The 18919-nt window shown below is 69.5% G+C and carries 14 protein-coding genes; 2 read left to right on the top strand and 12 right to left on the bottom strand.

Annotated elements, in window-relative coordinates:
• Positions 1 to 47 precede the first annotated feature (47 nt).
• Together VFY73_RS28810 and VFY73_RS28805 are read left to right on the top strand one after the other, a co-directional pair.
• A complete protein-coding gene (locus tag VFY73_RS28810) occupies positions 48 to 1412 on the top strand; it encodes an SWIM zinc finger family protein (RefSeq protein ID WP_329725033.1) in 1365 nt (454 codons plus the stop codon).
• 19 nt (positions 1413 to 1431) lie between these two features.
• Positions 1432 to 4137: a DUF6493 family protein gene (locus tag VFY73_RS28805; RefSeq protein WP_329725032.1), complete on the top strand. Its 2706-nt coding sequence runs from the start codon at positions 1432 to 1434 to the stop codon at positions 4135 to 4137.
• 14 nt (positions 4138 to 4151) lie between these two features.
• Here the strand turns inward: VFY73_RS28805 and VFY73_RS28800 are convergent, their stop codons facing one another.
• The 12 genes from VFY73_RS28800 to VFY73_RS28745 form a co-directional block, all read right to left on the bottom strand.
• Positions 4152 to 5153 carry a hypothetical protein gene (locus tag VFY73_RS28800; RefSeq protein ID WP_329725031.1) on the bottom strand — a complete coding sequence of 334 codons (1002 nt, stop codon included), beginning with the start codon at positions 5151 to 5153 and terminating at the stop codon, positions 4152 to 4154.
• A gap of 85 nt (positions 5154 to 5238) precedes the next feature.
• Positions 5239 to 6747, bottom strand: a complete 1509-nt coding sequence (locus tag VFY73_RS28795; RefSeq protein WP_329725030.1) for a DUF6519 domain-containing protein — start codon at positions 6745 to 6747, stop codon at positions 5239 to 5241.
• Positions 6748 to 6771: 24 nt separating this feature from the next.
• Positions 6772 to 8979 carry a hypothetical protein gene (locus tag VFY73_RS28790; protein ID WP_329725029.1) on the bottom strand — a complete coding sequence of 736 codons (2208 nt, stop codon included), beginning with the start codon at positions 8977 to 8979 and terminating at the stop codon, positions 6772 to 6774.
• Positions 8976 to 12137, bottom strand: coding sequence for a putative baseplate assembly protein (locus tag VFY73_RS28785; protein WP_329725028.1), 3162 nt, complete (start codon positions 12135 to 12137; stop codon positions 8976 to 8978). Before VFY73_RS28785 ends, VFY73_RS28790 begins: the two co-directional genes overlap by 4 nt.
• Complete coding sequence (locus VFY73_RS28780; RefSeq protein ID WP_329725027.1) at positions 12137 to 14644, bottom strand: putative baseplate assembly protein; 2508 nt, start codon at positions 14642 to 14644, stop codon at positions 12137 to 12139. The genes VFY73_RS28785 and VFY73_RS28780 overlap by 1 nt, the downstream gene beginning before the upstream one ends.
• 16 nt (positions 14645 to 14660) lie before the next feature.
• Entirely contained in the window at positions 14661 to 15017 is a 357-nt protein-coding gene (locus tag VFY73_RS28775) for a GPW/gp25 family protein (protein ID WP_329725026.1), read from the bottom strand.
• A 9-nt stretch (positions 15018 to 15026) separates the two neighbouring features.
• Positions 15027 to 15380, bottom strand: a complete 354-nt coding sequence (locus tag VFY73_RS28770; RefSeq protein ID WP_329725025.1) for a hypothetical protein — start codon at positions 15378 to 15380, stop codon at positions 15027 to 15029.
• Between the two features lie 11 nt (positions 15381 to 15391).
• Complete coding sequence (locus tag VFY73_RS28765; RefSeq protein WP_329725024.1) at positions 15392 to 15928, bottom strand: phage baseplate assembly protein V; 537 nt, start codon at positions 15926 to 15928, stop codon at positions 15392 to 15394.
• Entirely contained in the window at positions 15925 to 17052 is a 1128-nt protein-coding gene (locus VFY73_RS28760; protein ID WP_329725023.1) for a hypothetical protein, read from the bottom strand. The genes VFY73_RS28765 and VFY73_RS28760 overlap by 4 nt, the downstream gene beginning before the upstream one ends.
• A gap of 20 nt (positions 17053 to 17072) precedes the next feature.
• Positions 17073 to 17396: a LysM domain-containing protein gene (locus tag VFY73_RS28755; RefSeq protein ID WP_329725022.1), complete on the bottom strand. Its 324-nt coding sequence runs from the start codon at positions 17394 to 17396 to the stop codon at positions 17073 to 17075.
• Positions 17397 to 17421: 25 nt separating this feature from the next.
• Entirely contained in the window at positions 17422 to 18075 is a 654-nt protein-coding gene (locus tag VFY73_RS28750; RefSeq protein ID WP_329725021.1) for a hypothetical protein, read from the bottom strand.
• Positions 18076 to 18088: 13 nt separating this feature from the next.
• Complete coding sequence (locus VFY73_RS28745) at positions 18089 to 18916, bottom strand: DUF4157 domain-containing protein (RefSeq protein WP_329725020.1); 828 nt, start codon at positions 18914 to 18916, stop codon at positions 18089 to 18091.
• Positions 18917 to 18919: the final 3 nt, after the last annotated feature.

Here is an 18919-nt window from a genome sequence, read left to right as displayed (position 1 = left end):
TCGTTCGAGTTCTGTCTGGGCACGCGGGGCGTGCGGAGGATGTCGCGATGAGCGCTGCGCCGGTTCACCATGTGTACCGCTACGCCCACCCGTCGTTCGTGGTCGCCGGCGCGCGGCCCCGCCTGACGCTGGCGACCTCCATTTCCGAAGCCGGTGCCGGCGCCCATTTTTTCGAAGGGCAGATGCTGGCGCCGCGGCTGGTGGGCGAACTGTTGTCGGCGGTGCACCTCGTCGTCGGCTCGCGCTTCTTCACGCCGGCCAACACCGTGTCGCGCATTCTTGCGCTGGCCGATCCCGTGGTCACGGCCGGCGGCGGGCTGCTTCGCTTCGAGGGCTTCTCGGCCTGTTGCAGCACCTACGTGCGGGTGGATTTGCTGCCGACGGCCTACGACGGACAGGTCATCGGCACGGGCACGACGAACGTCGACTTCAATGCGCCGATGCGGGCCGCGCTCGCCGGCGTCCGCGACGAAAACGGCCTGCAGTTGTCGGTCGGGCCCGAGGCGGTGGGCCTGCGCAGCGGTGCGACCGAGGTCATCGAGCGCAAGGTTGAACTGCCGACGCGCTGGATCCGCGGCATGGTCGAGGTGCAGTCCTGCCAGTCGGCCATGCGGCGGCGCTTGGAGTGCACCGGTGTCGAGGCGCTGCGCTTTCTTCGCACGCTGCCGAAGGCGTCGACCAGCCGCACGCCGCTGTGGGTGGCGGCGGGGCCGGCCGGACTCTTCACGACGACACGGCCCGTCGACCGCGGCGTGCGGCTGACCGACGCCCGCCGCTTGCGCGTGCTCGAAGCCTTGTTGCCAAAGGCGCAGACGCTGAGCGTGTATGCCGACGACACGCAGCAGGCCAGTGCCTGGGTGGTGGACTGCGGGACGGCCCGGCTCACCCTGGCGTTGAGCGCTGAGGTGTGGCGCGGGTTTTCCGGCGAGGGCCAGGCCTTGCGGGCCCTGCTGCAGGCGGCCACGCGGGGGGCGCCGATGCTGGCCCGGGTTCGCTCTGCGCTGCATTGGCAGCCGCGGCTCGATGCACGGCAGCTGGCGAACGAACTCGGCCTGGGCGTGGCGGAGGTGACGGACGCGTTGCACGTACTCGGCGCCTGCGGCCTGGCCGGTTTCGACGTGACCGACGGGCACTACTTTCACCGCGTGCTGCCGCTGGACTTGTCGGCGGTGGACGACATGCACCCGCGGCTGGCGGACGCCAAGGCCTTGCTCGATGCCAACGCCGTGACCGTGCTGAAGGCCGAGCCGTTCGAGGCGACGGTACGCAGTGGCGAACTGTCGCACCGGGTGCGCGAGACGGCCGGTGAGCTGCATTGCACCTGCCCGTGGTTCGCCGCGCACCGCGGCCAGCGTGGCCCGTGCAAACACGTGCTTGCCGCCGAGGCGAGCCGAACGACTGGACAGCACTGACCACTGCATTTGACACACGATGTTTGAACCGAACACCCCACTTGAAGTTGCGATCCACTCGGGTGATGCCGATGCGACGCTGACCCTGCTGCGCGACCAGACGGCCGATCAACGTGCCAGCCACCGCGCGGGGCTGAAGCGGATGCTGAAGCTGGTGCAGGCCGCGCACTGGGGCGCCCAGCCAGGCGAGTGGGGCGAGAAGCCGACACCTGCGCAGCGGCAAAGCCTGTCTGCCGCCATCGTCTTGTGCGGAACGGCCGAGGATGTGGTCGAAGCGATGGTGGACGACGACCTGCTGGTCGCGCTGGGCCGGGAATGGCACCCCCGATCGCTCGATGGGCTGGTGCAGGCGATGCTGGCGCATTCGCCCCATTGGATCCGCACGGCGCAGCGACTGATCTCGGCCGGCCTGGCACCGCGGCCGGACAGCGATGGCTACACGCTGGGCTTGATGGCATTGCCGTACATCACCCGCAGCGCCGAACGGCTGAAGGCATTGTTCGATGCCGATGCGGGCCTGCGGCCCGCCTTGCTGCGCGTCTTCAGCGTCGAGGGCACGGCCGACGTCAGCCTCGCATCGAGCGACAAGTACAACCATGTGCCCGAGCTGGCCTGGGGCCGGCTGTTGCTGTCGCTGGTCGACGATGGGCTCACCACCCGCGCCGAGCTGCTGGACTTGACCCTGGGTGCCCTGGAGAAGGATTGGCCGCAATTCCGGGCGGGTTGGTTCTCACGCTTTCATGCCGAGCTGGCACCGGAACCCACCGCGATGCAGCCCCACCTGTCGCGCTACCTGGGGTTGTGCGCGAGCCGCATTCCGCCGACGGTGGCGCTGTCACTCGACGCATTGCGCCAGCTGGACGCCGCGCACCCGATCGAAGGTGCTGCCTTGCTCGCGGCGCTGCGGCCGGTGATGGCCTCCTCGGTGAAGGGGCAACTGGAGGCAGCGATGAAACTGCTCGATCGGCTGGTGCAGCGCGAGCCGGCCCTGTCGACACGGGCCTCCGACGTGGCCGCGATGGGGCTGCTGCACAACGCGGCGCCGGTGCAGGCGCAGGTGCTGCGTCGGCTGGAGACCTGGGGTGTCGACGATGCGCTGCGGGCACGCCTGCCGGACTTCATGCCCGGCCTCGCGGCAACGAACCGTTCCCGGTTGACCCAGCTGATCGGTGACGACGAGGCTGCGATCGAGCCCGACGCTTCGCAGTCTTCGTCGCGGGTGACGCGGCCCGCTCATCCGTTGGACGATGGTCGCCGCCTGCCTGCGCCGGGGGATTTGCAGGAGCTGGTCGAATGCATCGCCCACGTGTTCGAGCATGCCAACGACGTCGACGCCTTCGAGCGCGCCGCGGCACGGCTGGTCGAGGTTTCGCCCATTGCGGAGGCCGACAAGCCCTTGTTCGCCCCGGTGCGCAAGCGTGCGGCGAAGATGCAGCGGCCGCTTCCGCGTGGGCTGGCTCGGCTGCTGCTTTTCGTGCTGGACGGCACCGGGCCGACCGGGCGAGCCGTGGTCGACCATGCCGCCAGCGCCAGCCTGGCCGAGCAACTGCTCAGCGTTCGCATCGACGATCTCATCGCCGTCGCGGCGCAGGGCCGGCACCTGCCGCCGTTGTCGGCGCCCACGCACCGCGGCGGCTTCATCGCCGCCGAGATCTTCATCCAGCGGGTGGCGGCGCATCGGGCTGCGGGTCTGCTGTCGTCACGGGCCGAACAGGTGCTCGGCTTGTTGCGCTTGTGCCCGGACGGTTCGCGCCAGCTGTGCGCCGCGGCGCAGCGCTTGCCGGATGGGGCGTTGACGCAGGCCTTGCGCTACGCCCTGCACGACGACGTGGCGCACGGCGACGATGCCGAGCTGTTCGCGGCCGCCGCACGCATCCGCCATCCGCGCGAAGACGATCGGGCGCTCGATGCTCGCCACGCCGGCCTGGGGCCCGACGGTGCGCTTGCCGCGCGCTGGGTGTGGCGCACCGAGAGCGACTCGCACGAGGTGGAAGGCAAGACCTACACCCATCACAAGCTGTTTGTCGATGTGCTGGTCGAGCGGGGCGATGTGCCGCCGGAACGGCTGGCCGTGCTGCGCCACCCCAGCGCCGGCGCCACGGGCAGCTGGGGCCGCCCGTGGACCTTTGCGGGATTTGACGAAGGCGCTATCCGCTACTCGGCGACGCTGCTGCCTTCAGACCCGGGCGCGTACTTCGCCGAAGGCGCGCGCGTGGTCGGCAACAACCTGGACTGGTGGGAAGCGCAGTGGCAGAACCGCGCCTACCTCGACATGCTGCTCGACCCGGTGGCGCCGATGACACCGATCGCGTGCCTGCTGCTGGTGCTCGGCCTGGCCGGCAAAGAGCCGGGCCAGGGCGCGATCTCGGTGGATGCGCTGGTGCAGGCCCACGCCGACGGGCGGCTTGGCGAGTCGGGTGACCTGGCCGATGCCTTGCGGGCCCTGCTGGCCACGCCCTTGCTCAAGGCGGCCAGGCTGCACAAGAGCCTGCTCGCGGCGATCCGCGCCGACGCGGCGATTTCGTCGATGGTGTTCCACCTGCTGTGCGCGGCGTTGCAGGCCCGGCCCGAAGATCCGCCGCGCGACACCGCACTGCTGCTCGACCTGCTGCTGGAGCTGAAGATCAGCGGCGCACGCGCCTTGCCAGCCGCAGCCCGGCAGGCCTTGGCGGCGATGAAGCTGACCGGCAACGGCCGCAAGCTGCAGCAACGGCTGATGGCCTGAAGCCTGAGGCCGGCCTACCGCCGCGCCGTGTAATCGGCGCCCAGCTTGTTGCGCCCGTCGTTGCCGCTGATCAGGCCCGGGGCGATGCGCCAGACCTTGCCGTTGCGCAGGTCGCCGATGACCAGCGAGTAGGTCGCGTCGTAGGCATCGCTCGAGAACGCCAGCAGGTCTTCGTCGACCGGCGCCGGGTCGGAGTTGTCGCGGTCGCAGTCGTTCAGCGCCGGCACCTCGGGCTTGCCGCCGGCTTGGCCGATCGGGTGGCGCAGGATCTGGTCGTTGCGGGTGCCGGCCAGCGTGCGGGTGTAGAAGTAGGTCGAGTAGTCGCGCACGATGGGGTAGTACTCGTGGGCACCGGCGGGTGGGGTCGAGAACTGGGTGGCCTTGCGGGTGTGCATGTCCATGCGCCAGACGCGCATCGCATCGCCGGTGCCGACGATGTAGAACAGGTACTTGCCCGAGGGCGTCAGGTACGGCATCGACTCTTCGGTCGTCCAGCCGTCGTGGGTGACCACGTCCCACGCGCTGACGCTGCGGCCGTCGGCGGCCAGCGTGCCGATGCGGATGTCGCCTTCGTGCTTGATGACGATGGCCGCGCCGTCGAAGCTGTACTTCGGGTCTTCGTTGCGCCCCCCGATCGTCGCGGTCAGGTTGGCCGGGGCTTGCGGCGAGCCGAGTGTCCAGCTGAACACATGCCAGTTGCCATCCTGGCGGCCCATGAAGACCAGTCGTTGGCCGTCGGGCGAGAAGCGCGCATTCATCGGGTCGACGATGTTCCAGGCGGCGCTGTCGATCCGGGCCAGGGTCTTGGCGGCGAAGTCGTAGAGGAACAACCGCGAACTGCCGTCGCCATAGGCCACGTAGGAATGGAAGACCAGGCGGCCAGGCAGGGCCGGGAAGGTCGCGGCAGGTTCGAGCGGATGCTGGGGCACGCAGCCGGTCGCCGCGGCCTGCGCCGCTGCGGTGGTGCCGGCCAGCAGCGTGGCGGACAAGGTCAGGGCGAGGGTGGTCGATGGCATGCGCTGCATCGTAAGCAGCGCATGCCGCCACGTCGGTGTGGCATTGCAAGCAAACGAATCTGGCCGGTGCGGGCTTGCCGGCGCCTCAGCCGCCCGCCTTGCGGCGTCTCGTGTGCTTGGCCGCTTCGGCCGGTGGGCCCGGCGCGCGTGTGGGGCGCCGCCCTGGCACGAGCGCGTCCCGTGGCGGTGGGGGCGATGCGACCGGTGGCGAGGCGAGCGCACATTCCACCTGCTCCAGGCTCAGGCAACGGCGGCAATGGCTGAGGATCTGCAGCCCGTCGGCATCGTCGAACAGCAGCACGCCCAGCGGTGCGTGGTAGTGGACGATGCCTTGTGGCCGCTGCATCGCCTCGGGGGTGCCCTCGGCGGGCCAGAGGATGCCTTGCGTCGCGACGCGGGCGGGGATCAGCCAGTATTCACCGCTGCGGTACTCGCCGCCGGCCTCGAAGGCGACCTGGATGCCATCTTCGAGGTCCAGCCAGGTCAGCGGCGGGCCGCTCGACTCGACGATCGGCACGGCGCCTTCGTCCAAGGCCACGATGTCGCTGCCGCGCTGGTCCCAACGGCGCAGCTTGGGGTGGGACAAGGCTTCGGACCAGGCCATCAGCGTGCCGCCCGGCACGCTGGCCGCATCGACCACCAACTGGTCGCCGTCGACCACCGACAGGCGCACCAGTTGGCCCGGCTGGTTGGCCAGGTCGAGCCCATCGTGCGACAGCTCGACCCAGTCGCCGGCCGCGAAGCCCCGGGTGCTGGCGACGCTGAGCGTCGGCGCATCGCCGCTGCTGCCCACGCCCAGCCAGCGGGCGGCAACGCTGCCGTTCTCGCGCGACCATTTGAAGGTTGCGCCACCCGCCGCGCCGGCGGTGCCGGCGCGATGCACTTCCACCCGGTAGAGATGGTTCTGGGCGCCGCGGTAGGCCGCCTCCGGCGACACGATGCACGGGTCGGCGAACGGTGTGCCGGGGTCGAGCCGCGCGGTCATGCGGCCGGTGCCCAGGCCCGTCAGTGAAGCCAACGGCGTGTTGCAGGGATCCTGGTTGTCGCGCAGGTCGCCCCAGTTCTCTTCGTCCCACGGCAAGGCCTTGACCTGCCAGACGACCTTGGCGCGCGAGCAGGTGTCCGGCCCGCCCAGCGCGGGCTCGCGGATCGAGTCGTCTTCGATCCACGAGACGTGGCGCTCCCACACGTCGAGGTAGACCCAGAAGGCCTCGTTCGTCGTGGGCTGCGCCAGCCACGCGAGCAGCGCGTCGCCACCCTCGTTGTTGACCGGTGGCGCGGGTATGTGGTCCGGCTGGTCGGCGTAGTCCGTCCACTGCTCGTTCTCGCACAGGATGCCGCCCACGTAGTAGTGCCCCGGGCCGAGCGACAGCGTGGCGGGCTGGCTGGACTTGTCCAGGCTCAGGGTGAAGCCGCTGTCCGGTGGGCCGCCGCCGGCGCCGAAGAGATCGCGCGTCAGCATGCGCAGGTGGTGCAGCAGGATGGCCGAGGCCTCGTTGCTGTCGGCATCCAGCGCCACCCGGCCCTGCTGGTGCAGGACGCGGCTGTAGTGCTTGCTGCTGTCGAAGCCGAAGCGGGTGAAGTCGCCTTTCATGGGAGCTCCCTGGAGGTGTCGTCGTCAATTCGCATACAGCAGGCCGACATGCATGCCGGCCGGCGTGAATTCGGCCAGGCGCGCACGCAGGTTGGCCGCGCGCTGGGGCTGGAACAGGTCGTGGTACGCGCCCATCTCGGCGTCGTCGTCGGCGCCGCGCACGATCTCGACCGCGCAGTGCACGCCGAGCTGCGCATAGCCCGGCGCGCCGTAGTGCTCGGCGGTGAACTGCGGCCGCAGGCGCAACTGCTCGCTCAGGATCTCGGCGTAGAGCTTGTCGGCGTCGGTGATGCGGCGCCGCACTTCGGCAATCGCCTCGTCGGGCTGGCAACGGTAGCGGCGTGGCGTGCGGCAATGGCAGGGCACATAGCAGAAGCGCATGCAGCCGATCTGGCGCCGCGCGACGTTGACGCAGCCGGTGAAGATGCAGTTCTCGGCCAGCGCCATCGCGTGCACGTCGACGATGCCGAACACCGTCGAGTCGCTCATCGTCAGCGTCACGTGGGCGATGCCGTCGCCGGGGGCGCCGATGGCCTGACGGTCGCGTGCCGTCGCGTCGACGATGCTGTCGTGGATGTTCAGCGGCATCGGGTCGAGCCCGACCTGGTCCTGGCTGACGCGAATCGTGCCGACGATGCTGTGCTCGATGGTGACCGCCGCGCGCAGGTTGTTGATCTCCAGGCTCGGCTCGGCGGGCCGGCGAGGTTGGCAATCACAGTCGATGGCCCAGCCGGGCACGAGCGTGCAGTGGCGGATCACGACGCGGGCGCCGCACGGGTCGGCGGTGGCGTCGGAATCGGCACGGCCTTGCACGCGCAGCGGCCGGCCGGTGACAAGCAGCCCGTCGAGGCTGATGCGGCTGCTCTTGCCGAGCGAGATCGTCAGCGCATCGGGCAGGTCGGTCTGCCAATCGATCAGCCGCAGCACCGGCCGCGTGCGCTGTGCCGCACGCAGCTGCAGCGACTGGCCGTCGGCCAGCGTGACCGCCAGCGGCTCGACGAAGACCGCGCTGCTGCCGAGTTCGATCACGGCGTCGCCGGGCTGATCTTTCTGCCATTGGGCCAGTGCATCGCCGATGCGGTGGTAGTCGAAGCCGTCGCCTTCGCCGACGCGGTAGAGCGTGTGCTCGCCGGCGGGCGCCAGCATCGGCCGTTCGTACTCGCCGCCGCCGAGCCGCGCCGGCAGGCCGTAGCGGTAGCTGACCCGCACGCCTTTGCGCGGGAGCTGGTTGGGCGGAAAGGCGATGCGGCCCAGCACCGGATCGACTGCCACCTGGTTGGCGCGCGGCGCATAGGTCCAGCCGCTCAAGTCGGCCGGCACGATCTGCGCCAGCGGCACGATCGCGTCGCCCGGCGCGCCGGCCCAGCCGTCGGCACGGATCGCGAGGCTCAGGCCCTCGCCGTAGAACGCGCCCGGGTCGGTGTCGAACGCGTGGCGCCGGATGGCCGCGGGCAGGTTCAGCTCCTCGGCGATGTGGCTCGGGTCGGTCTCGGGCTGGGGGGCGACGAACAGCGGCGCGTCCTGCCCGAGCACGCTGAAGGTGAAGCAATGCGGCCCCATCTCTTCGATGCAGCAGGCCGGCGTGTCGCTGACCGGCAGGCTCAGCAGCCGCCAGACGTAGACGCCGACGTTCGGGATGTTGAACAGGCCCTGGGCCCGGGACGTGCTGTGCGAATCGATGCGTCGCAGGTCCACGCTGTGCGCGATCGATTCGAAGGGCCCACCGAGCCGGTCGAGCGCGTCCATCTCGCGCAGGTCGGCCAGGCGGTGCCGTTCGGGGTAGAGGTGGTTGATGTTCTGGTGGCGCGAGAGCAGCTTGAAGAACTCGACCGCGCGCGCCGGCCAGCCGGCCACGTCGGTGGCCAGTTGCTCCAGCAGCGCGAGCGTGCCCTTGGCGCGCCGGTTGCGGATGGTGTTGGCCACTTCGCGGCGCGGCACCAGCACGCGCGGGTTCTCGCAGGCCGGTGCGCCGGCCGGCACCCCCGCCTCGGCCAGCGGCACGTGGCCGACCAGGTCGCCGATGTACGGCACGGCCCAGTCCTGCGCGGTCTCGATGAACCAGTTGTCGTAGAGCTGGGTGATGTCGTCTTCGACGATGTTGACCTGCTCGGCGATCACGCGCAGCAGCGCCTTCAGCGGATAGCCGCGGTCGGCATCGCGCATGCGATGGACGGTGGGCAACAGCGCGTACAGGCGGTCGAGGCGCACCGTGTCGATGGCGGTGGTGTTCATGACGGCAGTGGGTTCAGGATGAGGGTGTCCGCCACGGCGGGGGTGAAGATCGCCAGCTCGGCGGGGCGCAGCACGCCGCGGTCATGGCCGCCCGGGAAGGCGATCACGTCGGGCGGCAGCTTGCTCGACAGCCCGATGCGACGATGGGTCTTGTACTGATTGCCGTGCAGCAGGGCAGCCACGGCGCCGGTGATCTGGGCTTGCGTCAGCAGCTGGCGCGTGCCGTCTGCGTCGGTGCGCCTTTCGGGGATCGCACCGAACGCATCGACGTCGACATACGCGACACCGCGCACGCCCTGGATCACGCTGACGACCTCGGCCAGCCGCGCATGCTGCCCCAGCGCGCGCTGGCCGAAACCGAAGTGCTGCAACAGCGTGCTGCGCACCGCCGCGGCCACTGGTTCCCAGCTGTGGTCGGGCAGGAGCGCCACGTTGGCCTGCAGCACCAGTGCCAGCAGCTCGCGCGGCTCGACACGCAGCGGCAGGTCGGCGTCGCCCAGCCTGCGCAGTGCGGCCAACAGGTTGCGGTACAGGTCGCTGGTCTTGTCGATCGGCGCGTCGTCGACGCCGGCAATGGTCAGCAGCACGTACTCACGCTCGCCGTCGCTCGCACGGGTGGCGACCGCCTTCGCGATCCCGGCGAAGGTGCGCGTGAAGTCGGCATGGTCGGACACCGACACCAGCCGGTCCAGCGCCATCACGGCCAACGGCGCGTTCGAGCGCGCGAGGTCGCGGTCTTCACGGTCGGCGCCGCCGGACGAGCGCAGCGGGTTGATGACGGCCTTCACGCCCAGCGGTCGCGTGGCCAGCAGGCTGATCTGTTCGGCCTTCACGTTGCCCGCCGCGCCGATGCCGTTGCGGTAGACGGCACGCACGTTCTGCACGCCGGTGGGCAGCCGTGCGCCGTGTTCGCCGTCGCCGAAGGTGATGTGGGTCACGCCGTCGTCGTCGGTGCGGGTGACGTAGCCGCGGTCCTTCGGGCCCAGCCAGGCGAGCGACGCCGATTCGTGCCAGAGCACGTCGTCCACGTAGACCGCCAGCGTGCTTTCCGCGCCGGCGGCCGTCGGCGCCGAGACGAAGGTCAACGGCGGCTGCTTGAGCGTGAAGCGCTGCAGCGCCTCGGTCGCATCGCCGTTGCCCAGCAGCTCGTTGCGCGTTTCGCCATGGGTGGCCCGCACGACGTTGCCGTAGACGACCACCGTGTCGCGCTTGTAGCGAAAGGCGCTCCTGGTCGCGAGCTTCAGCGTCGTGTGCGCCTTGTCGCCGGCCAGGTTCGGGTCGTAGCCGTGGACCAGGCTGGCGACCATCATCAGCTCGGCCGCCTTGACGCCCTTGACGCCTTCGATGTCGGCGCGTTCGCCGTGCAGGATCACCCAGCGGCCCGATTCGAGCTCCTTGTGCAGTGCGGCCAGTTCGATGCTGAGGTTGTCGGTGTCATCGGGCTGGCTGCCGACATCGGCCGTGATCGGCTCTTCGACCAGCGTCAGCGGCACGCTCTGGGCCCAGACCTGGGTGGCGCGCAGAACGGGCATGTCGTTCCAGCTGTCGTCGGGCTTGCGGGCTTCCCACCATTCGCCGTCGAGTTGCAGATGTGTCGACTTGCCGCTGATGCCATAGGCCGTGCGCGGGGTGGTCGTGGCCTGCTTGATGCGAAAGACGCGCGAAACCGGCTCGGTCGAATCCATGCGCCGCACCAGCGCATAGCTGGCGGCAGTGACTTCGGTGTGCAGCTGGTCCAGGTAGAGACCATCCTTGGTCTCGCTGGCGTCCAGCGGCCATTCGGTCCACTCGTTTTGTGGTGGCACGTTGCCGCCGGTCACGGTGACCAGCTTCGGCACGCTGGCGCCGAACAGCGACGCGCTGGTGCGCAGCACGAACACGCCGACCAGCGTGGCCCTGGCGATGTTCTCGTTGGCGCCGGCCCAGGCGCGGTAGTAGGTGTCGCGCAGCGGCGGCGCGAACTTCAGCAGCAGCTGCGGGGCGGTATCGGCACCGCGGGTGAACGCGTGGCCCAGGTCGCGCCGAAGTTGCAGGCTATTGCGGGCCTGCAGCACGCGGGGCCTGAGCAGGTCGTGCACGAACTTGTCCGGGCTGGTGGGCGGCGGTGGCGGCGGTGGCGGCGCAGGCACTTCCAACAGATCTTCCACGTCGCTGCGCAGGTCGTCGATCAGCGCCTGGACGTCGTCGTCGATGTCGCTCTCCCAGTCGTAGCGCTGGATGTCGCTGGCCCAGCCACGCGGTTGGGTCGCTGCCGAATCGAGCAACGCATGGCTCAACACCTCGCCGGCGCCGCGAATCACCCGGGCGGTGGGCTCGTCGGCGGTCGGCAGGAAGGGCTGCATCGCGGCCACTGTCGCGACCAGCAGGCCGATCGTCAGCGCCACGTCGCCGGGCACCGGGTCGAGGTGGATCGTCGACTTGCCGTCGGCCGTCGGCCCCTCGGTCGAACGAACGTTGCGCAGGGCCGCCAGGCTGCCGTCTTCGGCGAACAGCAGCATCAGCGGATCGCCGGCGCGCAGGCCATTGACCGAATCCGAGACGACGACACGTTCGATCAGCAGCGCGGTTTCCAGCGTGATGGCCTGCGGCCGCGTCATGCGCACCTGCAGGTTGTTCCACTCGCGGCGTGCGTCGAGGTCTTCGCTGGTCTCGAACGACTGCGGCGACTCGCCCGGCCCGGGCAGGCTCTGCGCCCGGGCGCCGGCGGCGATCACGGTGGGCTCGATCTGGTTGTCGTCCAGCGTGTAGGCGAGGTAGACGCTGGAGGCCACGCCGGGCCGCAGCGTGTAGCCGACCAGGCGCGCCAGTTCGAGCACCGAGCGGCGTTCGGTGGCGGTGCGCAGGTAGCCCTCGTTGGCGATGCGCTCCTGGTAGAACGACAGCAGGTCGGCCACGGTGGCCCAGCCGTCGAGCAGCGCGACACCGAAGTCGCTGCGATCGCGGGTGGTCAGCGCGTCGAGCGGACGCTGGCCGTCTTCGAGCACGGTCGTGGCCAACCGCGCCGTCATCGATTCGAAGAAGCTCGCATGCGTGCCGACGCGGTAGGCCAGGCCCGGCAGGCCGGGTCGGTTGTGGATGACGGCCGGCGTGGAAACGTCCGTGCCTTCGCAGCAGCCGCAGGGCAGGGCGAACGAGCCGCAGGTGGAGCATGGGCTCATCACAGGCCTCCTTCGACGCTGATCGCAATCACGCCGCGTTCGGGGTGGTTCGGGTCGTTCGCGAGTTCGGCGATCTCGTGCGGGGCCAGCGGCAGCACGCCGTTCTCGATCTCTTGGTTGGCCGGGCGGCCGTGCCGCTGGAAGGTCTGCACCTGCACGCACATCACGCCGGGCACTGCCATCACCGCAGCGACGATGCGCGACAGGTGGATGCTCTGGCCGAAGCCCAGCTGATCGCGGTCGAAGAAGCCGCCCGGCGTGCCGACCAACCGTTTCAGCAAGGCCGCCTTGACGTGGCCGCGCTCGTGGCCGGGCAGGGCGCAGACGTGCAGGCCCAGCGCGACCGGCACGTAGACGGCGCACTGCACGCGCAGGTCGTGGCCCATGCGGCGGACGCGGAAGAGTGCGGCTTCGACGGCCGCGAAGAGCGCCGGATCGGCGGCGTTGCGTTGCCACGGGTCCAGCGCCACATCGGCTTCGTACCAGCTGCCGGTCCACACCAGCGCTGCGTGCGCACCTTGCAGGCCGGGGTTCAACGCGGCGATCGCGGCGTAGTCGTCGGCCGTGATCGCGCGGCGCAAGGTTCTGCGAAACGCCAGTGGTGCGAATTCGCGCGCCTGCTCGATCGGCTCGGGGTCGGTGCCGCCTTGGGCGGGCAGCGGGTTCCAGGGCGTGAAGGTGACGCCGTCGAGCGTCAAGCCATGGATGACGATGAAGGAGATCGACCCGGCGCCGACATTGCCCCTGCTGCCGCCGCCGATGCGGTAGTGCGCTTGCAGCACCTGCCCGGCGCGGGGCTGGCGGCCGAGTTCACCGTCGCCGAAGCGCAAGTGGGCAACGCCGTCGTTGTCGATCTCGGCGACGAGGTGGCGGTCATCGGGGCCGCTGCCCAGCAGGTCGGGCCGGGCGGTCCAGACGGCCTCGCTGCCGTCTTCCGTGAGCCACAGCCGGGGCGACGCAGTGCGCGGGTCTTGCGCCAATGCGCTGGCTGCAGGTTGGGTCGGCGGCGGGGCCACTTCTGCGTGCGCGAGCGGTGCGCCGGCCAACCGTGGCCGGAAGGGGCGCGCATGCGTGGTCACCTCGGAGGGCTCGCCTTCGCAATCGCAGCAGGCCGCGCCGATGTCGCCAAGCACTGGCCCCAAAGCCTGTGGTGGAAGGCGGCGGCCATGGTCGACCAACACGATGTTGCCAAGCGCCACTGTCACGTCTTCGAAATAGGTGCAGTCGGGGGCCGCGCCGATCGTGGACAGGCACATCGTGAAGGGCAACGCATCGTGGCGGCCCCAGGCGATCCGCACCACCGGCGTGGGACGGGTCTGCTGGATTTCGCCGTCGCCGAACGGGACCGGGTACAGCGGGTCTTCGTCGGGCGTCACCTCGGTCAGGCGGACAGCCCAGCGGCGGGTCGGGTCGGCATCGGCCGGAAGGCCGGTGCGGGCACCGATGACTTCCGCGAAGACCAGCACGTCGCCTGGGTGCAGGTTCAGCGCCCGCCCGCCGTCGGACAGCCAGTCGTCGCGCAAGGTGGCACTGGTGGCACCGGTGTTCAGGCAGCACGAGCGCCGGCCCCAGCTGTAGAAGCTGATGCGCGTGTGGGCCGCGCGAAAGACCACGGTCTGCGCCGCGTCGACCACGCAGGGTTCGAACCATTCATAGCTCGACGGTGCGGCGTGTGCCAACTGCTCGGGCTGCAGCAGCCGCGGCAGATCGGCAAGGTCGTCGCGCCAGGGCGTGACGAAGGCGAGCTGCTCATACGCCAACGGCGGCGTGTCCACGTCCACGCCCACCTGCACCCACGCGCGCGCGTTGCAGCCTTCGTGCAACCGGTAGTCGACCAGCCGCGCGTGCCGCCGCACCGAGATGCGTTGGCGTGCGGTGCCGAGGTAGGCCTCGGTGCCCACGGCGTCCTGGTAGTAGCTCAGGTAGTCGCCGACATAGGCCAGCAACTCGACCAGCGTGATGCCGAGGTCGGGCACATGGCGTTCGCGCCAGGCCGGCACCAGCAGCGCCATTCGGTCGAGGATCAGCTGGCGCAGGCTGGCGTAGTCCTTGGCCAGGTAGTTGGGGCGGGGTTCGTCCAGCGCCTGCGGGGCGCAGCCGCAGGCCGGCTTGCAATCGAGGTCGCTCGCGCAGTCGATGCGAAAGCTGAAGTCGGCCGACGCGTAGTGCGGGTCGATGCCGTCGACGTCGATCAGGCGCAGCGTGTAGCGGGAGCGGTCGCCTTCGCGGTCGAGCCGGATCAGGAGGAAGTCGTCGCGCTCGGGGTCGGGGTCCACGTGCGGGTCGACATCGAGGATCTTCAGGCCGGTGATCACGTCGCCACCGTCGATCGCCAGGTGGCGCGGCAGGTCCGGCGCATCAAAGCTCAATTCGGGTGGCAGCTTGCCGAGGAAGTAGGCCACCAAGGTCACCGGGTCGTCGCCGGTCTCGACATAGTCCAGGCCATTGCGGCCGGTGGTGCGGCGCACATCCTGGCGGCGCAGGTCGGTCAGGCAGGTGGTGTCCATGGGGCTCCTGCTTGTTTCAGAGGCTGCGGGTGAAGTTGGCGGCCTGCGACTGGCCGCTGGCCTTGATGACATAGGCCAGGTCGATCGTCAGGCGGGCGTCGTCGGCGGTCACCGTCAGGTCGGCCACGTCGATCACGTCGCCCAGCCACATCTGCAAGGCGGCCTGCAGGGTGAACTGCACGGTGGCGGCCAGCTCGGGGCTGTTCGGCGCGAACACCAGCTGCATCGCACCGCTGCCGAAATCGGGCCGGTTGACCCGCTCGCCATGGTTGGTGAAGATCAGTTGCTCGATCATGTCGCGCACGTGCTCGTCCAGGCCGGCGCTCGCGGTGCGGCCCCGGGCGTCGAAGTGCAGCGGGAAGTCGATGTCCATGGTCGTTCCTCAGGTCGCGAACACGCGTGGCTGCATGGCCGTCACCATCGGCGGTCCGTTGGGAAGCTGCTCGGGCAGGGGGCTCAGGCACAGCCCGGGCCCGGGCCCGGGGGTGGGCTGAACGAGGGCCGGAGCTCCCGCCACCAGCACGCGCGTGGTGGGCATCAGCCACTTGACCGTCACGCAAGGCTGGGCCTTCGGGCCCGGCAACATGAACGGGCAGCCGAGCACAGTGATCTTGGTGACCATCGTGGCGACCGGCAGGCCACCGACCAGCACGCGCGGCTGTGCCGGCGGGATCTGCGCCGGGATGCCGTGGGGGCATTGCATCACCGCGCCGGTGTGGAGGAGGAAGCCGGGCATCTGTTGGCTCCTCAAGTGATCGTCAGCGCACCGACGTTGAAGTCGATGGTCGGGCCGATCATCGTCATCATCGCGCCCTTGCCGTTGGAGATATAGATGCCCGAATCGTTGACGACGATCATCGCGCCGGTCGTGCTCTTCAGGATGATTCCGCCGGTGACCGGCGACGGCGGCATGTCGCTGATCATCACCATGTGCTGCAGCAGCGACTGGATGCAGATGTTCGGGTCGGCCGGGTTGCCGGCCAGCGCGAGCGGCGGCACGTCGCCGGTGGCGACGCGGCAGCCCGTCCAGATCGGATGGTCGGGGTCGCCGTTCTCGAACTCGACCCACACGCCGGCCCCGATCGGCGGCACCATGTAGACCCCCATCGGCGGCCCCGGCGGACCACCCAGCGGGGCACAGGCCTCGCACCAGGTCGACGGCACCGGGCCCAGCACGTCGGGCACGAAGCAGGAGATGCGGCCGCGGAATTCCGGGTCGAGGTTGATCGCCACGGTGCCGCGGTACTTGCCCCAGAACTTGCGTTCGCTCGAGGTTTCACTCATACGACGACTCTCGGGGTAATGGAGATCAGACCATCGCGGCTGAGCTGGAAGCTCTGCTTGTATTCGCCGCGCTTGAGCGTGTGGGTGACGCTGTTGACGTAGTACATGCCGTCGTAGGCCAGGCCGCCGCCCCGAACACCGACCAGCATGCGGTTGCGCAGCACGCTGCCGTAGCGCGTGACGTCCAGCGAGCCCGAGACGCTGACCGCGTCCGACGAGCGGGCAAGGATGCCGAGCACGCGGTTGACCGCATTGGGCATCTGCTCCTTGGTCATGTAGTCGGGGAACTCGACCTTGGACGGCAGCGTCGGCCGCGCGCCCAGCGGCGGCTTGAACAGGTTGAAGTTCGGAATCGGCACGACGATGGGCACGCGGTTCTTCACCGGGTCGAAGATGGTCACGACGACGACCTTCTTGGCCAGCCCGTCGAGGCTGAAGTTCAGCGATTCGACGTTGGTGTGCGCATCCATGTTCGAGCTGAGCGCGCGCTGTGGCACGGGAATGCGGATGTCCGGCCCCCAGTAGGCGATGCTCTGGCCCGGCAATGGCCCGGGCTCGATGTAGAAGACGTAGCCGCAGCGGTTGGCCAGCTGCTTCAGGTAGGCGAGGTCGGTGCCTTTGTGGGTCGGGACTTCGCCGGTCGGAATCGGCGTGTCGTCGATGAACGGCGGAATCGCGAGCGGCACGATGCCGAAGGCCGCGTACTTGGCCAGGATCAGGTAGACGCGGCCGATCGACGGCGTGGCCGGGTAGCGCATGAACGGCATCTCGACCACGTCCATCAGCACGCTCAGGTCTTCGCCGGTGACGGTCAGTGTGGCCTGGCCGGGCTCGCTGCTGGGCACCAGCTCCTGCCGCGTCACGATGCCGTCCATCAGCACGTGCGGAAAGCCGCCCAGCGTCACGGCGATCACCACGCGGGTCGACATCGGGTCGAAGTAGCCGGCCGGCAGCATCGTGGTCAGCAGAGGTGACTTCTTGCTGACGGCGAAGGTGATCTGGAAGCCGGTCTTGTCCTTGCCGCTGGTCACCTGCACCGATTGCACGGCGTCGATCACGACCTTGGGCGCCGGCACCGGCAGCACCGGGCCGATCATCAAGGTGAGGTGGATGCCGTCCAGCATGGTGGGGTCTCGGGGCGGTCTCAAGCCAGCGGCGTGGCCGGAAAGCCTTCGGGCAGCGTGATGCGCAGCCGCCGGCCGATCTCGGCGGTCAGGTCGTCGGGCCGCATCGCGTCGTTGGCGTCACAGATGCGCCAGAAGGCCTGCGGGTCGCCCAGTTCGGCGCCGGCGATGTGGTCCATCCGTTCACCGGCGACGACGACATGCGTCGACAGCTGCGCGAAGCGGCTGCCCGGCGGCACGAATCGCCGGGACAGGTAGACCAGGTTCGAGCCATCGCTGGTCTCTAGCGTCTTGACCGGCGTCTCGTAGTAGCGGCTGGTCGGCGGGAAATTGAAGTTGGCCATCGCGATGTCTTTCAGCGAATGCAGCTCAGGGGATGCCGTTGATGCCCAGGCTGGCGAAGCTGCCGCTGGCGGCGCGGGTGGCCAGCTGCTCCTTGCCCTGCAGGTAGGTCATGAAGAGGTTGCCGCCCTTGGCATCGAAGCCGAGGTCGTCGACGGTCAGCACCCGCAGCCCCAGGCTGACCTTGGCGCGCATCGGGTTCAGGTGCGCATCGAACGCTTCCTCGGTGATCGACATCTCGGTGATGCGCACCGGCACGATGCGCTTCGGGCCGAAGACGAACAGCGGCAGCGGCGCCAGGCCAGGCGCGATTTCGAGCGAACCGGCAGAGGCCTGCGCGTTGGCCGACAGCAGCGCTGCGCTGCTTGGGTGGACGATGGTCTCCAGCGCCGCCAGTTGCGGATGCAGCCCGGCGTCGTTGGTGGTGCCGTCGTTGGCCTCCATGGCGTCGGTCGCGTCGATCTCGACCTCGACCTTGATCGTCTCGACCGGCGGGCCCTTCAGCCGCAGCGCTTCCAGGTGGTCGCCACTCTCGCCGCTGACGCCCTTGATTTGCAGGCTGCGGCTCATCGAGTCGGGGTTGTATTGCAGCGCGATGATGCGCTGCACTGCGCCGGTCGTCGGGTCGACGAGCACGAGGCCGCCGCGCAGCAGTCGGGGGGAGCCGGGGAAGGCGCTCATGGTGCTCGGGCCCTCAGAACTTCCGGGAGAACAAGGGGATGATCGGGGTCTGGACGGCGTCGGGGTGGGCGAGCTTCCAGTCGGCGTTGAATCGGTCGAAGCTGTTGGGATGCTCGCGGCCGAGCTGGTTGTCCAGCTGCACGCCCAGGCTCATGTTCAGCACGTCGTCGTACGTCAGCGTGCCCAGTCCATAGTTCAGCTTGAAGCTAGGCCCGATGCCGAAGAACTGCAGCTGCTGCACGATGCGCTTGCTTTCCTGCTCGATCGAGTCCGCGTCGCGCAGCGACATCTGCAGCCCACGGGCCGTGAACGGCTCGCGCAGCTTGGACCAGTCCAGTAGGCCGGGCGTGCTCAGCTTGAATTGCGGCAGGGGTTCACCGGGCTTCCAGGGCGTGTCAGCCGGTTGGTCGTCCGGGTCGCAGTGCAGGCCGGGGTCGGCACCGCCGAGCGAAGCGGCGTCGACCTGGCCGCCACCGGCGACCGTCTGCGCCGCGTTGCGTGCGTGATGCTCGGCGGCCGCGGGGGCGCCACCGCCCTGGCGCTGCTGCGTCACGTGGGCCAGTTCATGGGCGAGCAGCGTGCGGCCGGCGCTCGATTCGGGCGCATAGCGGCCGGGCGCGAAAGCGATGTCTTCGCCATCGGTGACCGCTTTCGCGCCCATGGCACCGGCCAGGGTCTGGGCGGCGCTGTCGGTGTGCACGCGTACTTGCGAAAAGTCCTGTCCGAAGGCGGTCTCGAAGAAGCTGCGTTGGGTGTCAGGCAGCGGGCGGGCGGCGGCGCTGTCGCTCGTGCGGCGCGTGGCGGGGCTGCGTTGGCTGCTGGAAGAGAACGAGCGGCTCATGCT

The sequence above is a fragment of the Ideonella sp. genome (assembly GCF_036277275.1).
Classification (GTDB): Bacteria; Pseudomonadota; Gammaproteobacteria; order Burkholderiales; family Burkholderiaceae_C; genus Ideonella.
This window is presented reverse-complemented; position numbering and strand designations above follow the sequence as displayed.

What these genes read in the sequence shown, in the direction of transcription:
- VFY73_RS28780 (WP_329725027.1), bottom strand. Translation starts at nt 14,644, where the DNA reads ATGGACACCACCTGCCTGACCGACCTGCGCCGCCAGGATGTGCGCCGC.
- VFY73_RS28800 (WP_329725031.1), bottom strand. Translation starts at nt 5,153, where the DNA reads ATGCCATCGACCACCCTCGCCCTGACCTTGTCCGCCACGCTGCTGGCC.
- VFY73_RS28810 (WP_329725033.1), top strand. Translation starts at nt 48, where the DNA reads ATGAGCGCTGCGCCGGTTCACCATGTGTACCGCTACGCCCACCCGTCG.
- VFY73_RS28795 (WP_329725030.1), bottom strand. Translation starts at nt 6,747, where the DNA reads ATGAAAGGCGACTTCACCCGCTTCGGCTTCGACAGCAGCAAGCACTAC.
- VFY73_RS28785 (WP_329725028.1), bottom strand. Translation starts at nt 12,137, where the DNA reads ATGAGCCCATGCTCCACCTGCGGCTCGTTCGCCCTGCCCTGCGGCTGC.
- VFY73_RS28805 (WP_329725032.1), top strand. Translation starts at nt 1,432, where the DNA reads ATGTTTGAACCGAACACCCCACTTGAAGTTGCGATCCACTCGGGTGAT.
- VFY73_RS28765 (WP_329725024.1), bottom strand. Translation starts at nt 15,928, where the DNA reads ATGAGTGAAACCTCGAGCGAACGCAAGTTCTGGGGCAAGTACCGCGGC.
- VFY73_RS28755 (WP_329725022.1), bottom strand. Translation starts at nt 17,396, where the DNA reads ATGGCCAACTTCAATTTCCCGCCGACCAGCCGCTACTACGAGACGCCG.
- VFY73_RS28750 (WP_329725021.1), bottom strand. Translation starts at nt 18,075, where the DNA reads ATGAGCGCCTTCCCCGGCTCCCCCCGACTGCTGCGCGGCGGCCTCGTG.
- VFY73_RS28790 (WP_329725029.1), bottom strand. Translation starts at nt 8,979, where the DNA reads ATGAACACCACCGCCATCGACACGGTGCGCCTCGACCGCCTGTACGCG.
- VFY73_RS28760 (WP_329725023.1), bottom strand. Translation starts at nt 17,052, where the DNA reads ATGCTGGACGGCATCCACCTCACCTTGATGATCGGCCCGGTGCTGCCG.
- VFY73_RS28775 (WP_329725026.1), bottom strand. Translation starts at nt 15,017, where the DNA reads ATGGACATCGACTTCCCGCTGCACTTCGACGCCCGGGGCCGCACCGCG.
- VFY73_RS28745 (WP_329725020.1), bottom strand. Translation starts at nt 18,916, where the DNA reads ATGAGCCGCTCGTTCTCTTCCAGCAGCCAACGCAGCCCCGCCACGCGC.
- VFY73_RS28770 (WP_329725025.1), bottom strand. Translation starts at nt 15,380, where the DNA reads ATGCCCGGCTTCCTCCTCCACACCGGCGCGGTGATGCAATGCCCCCAC.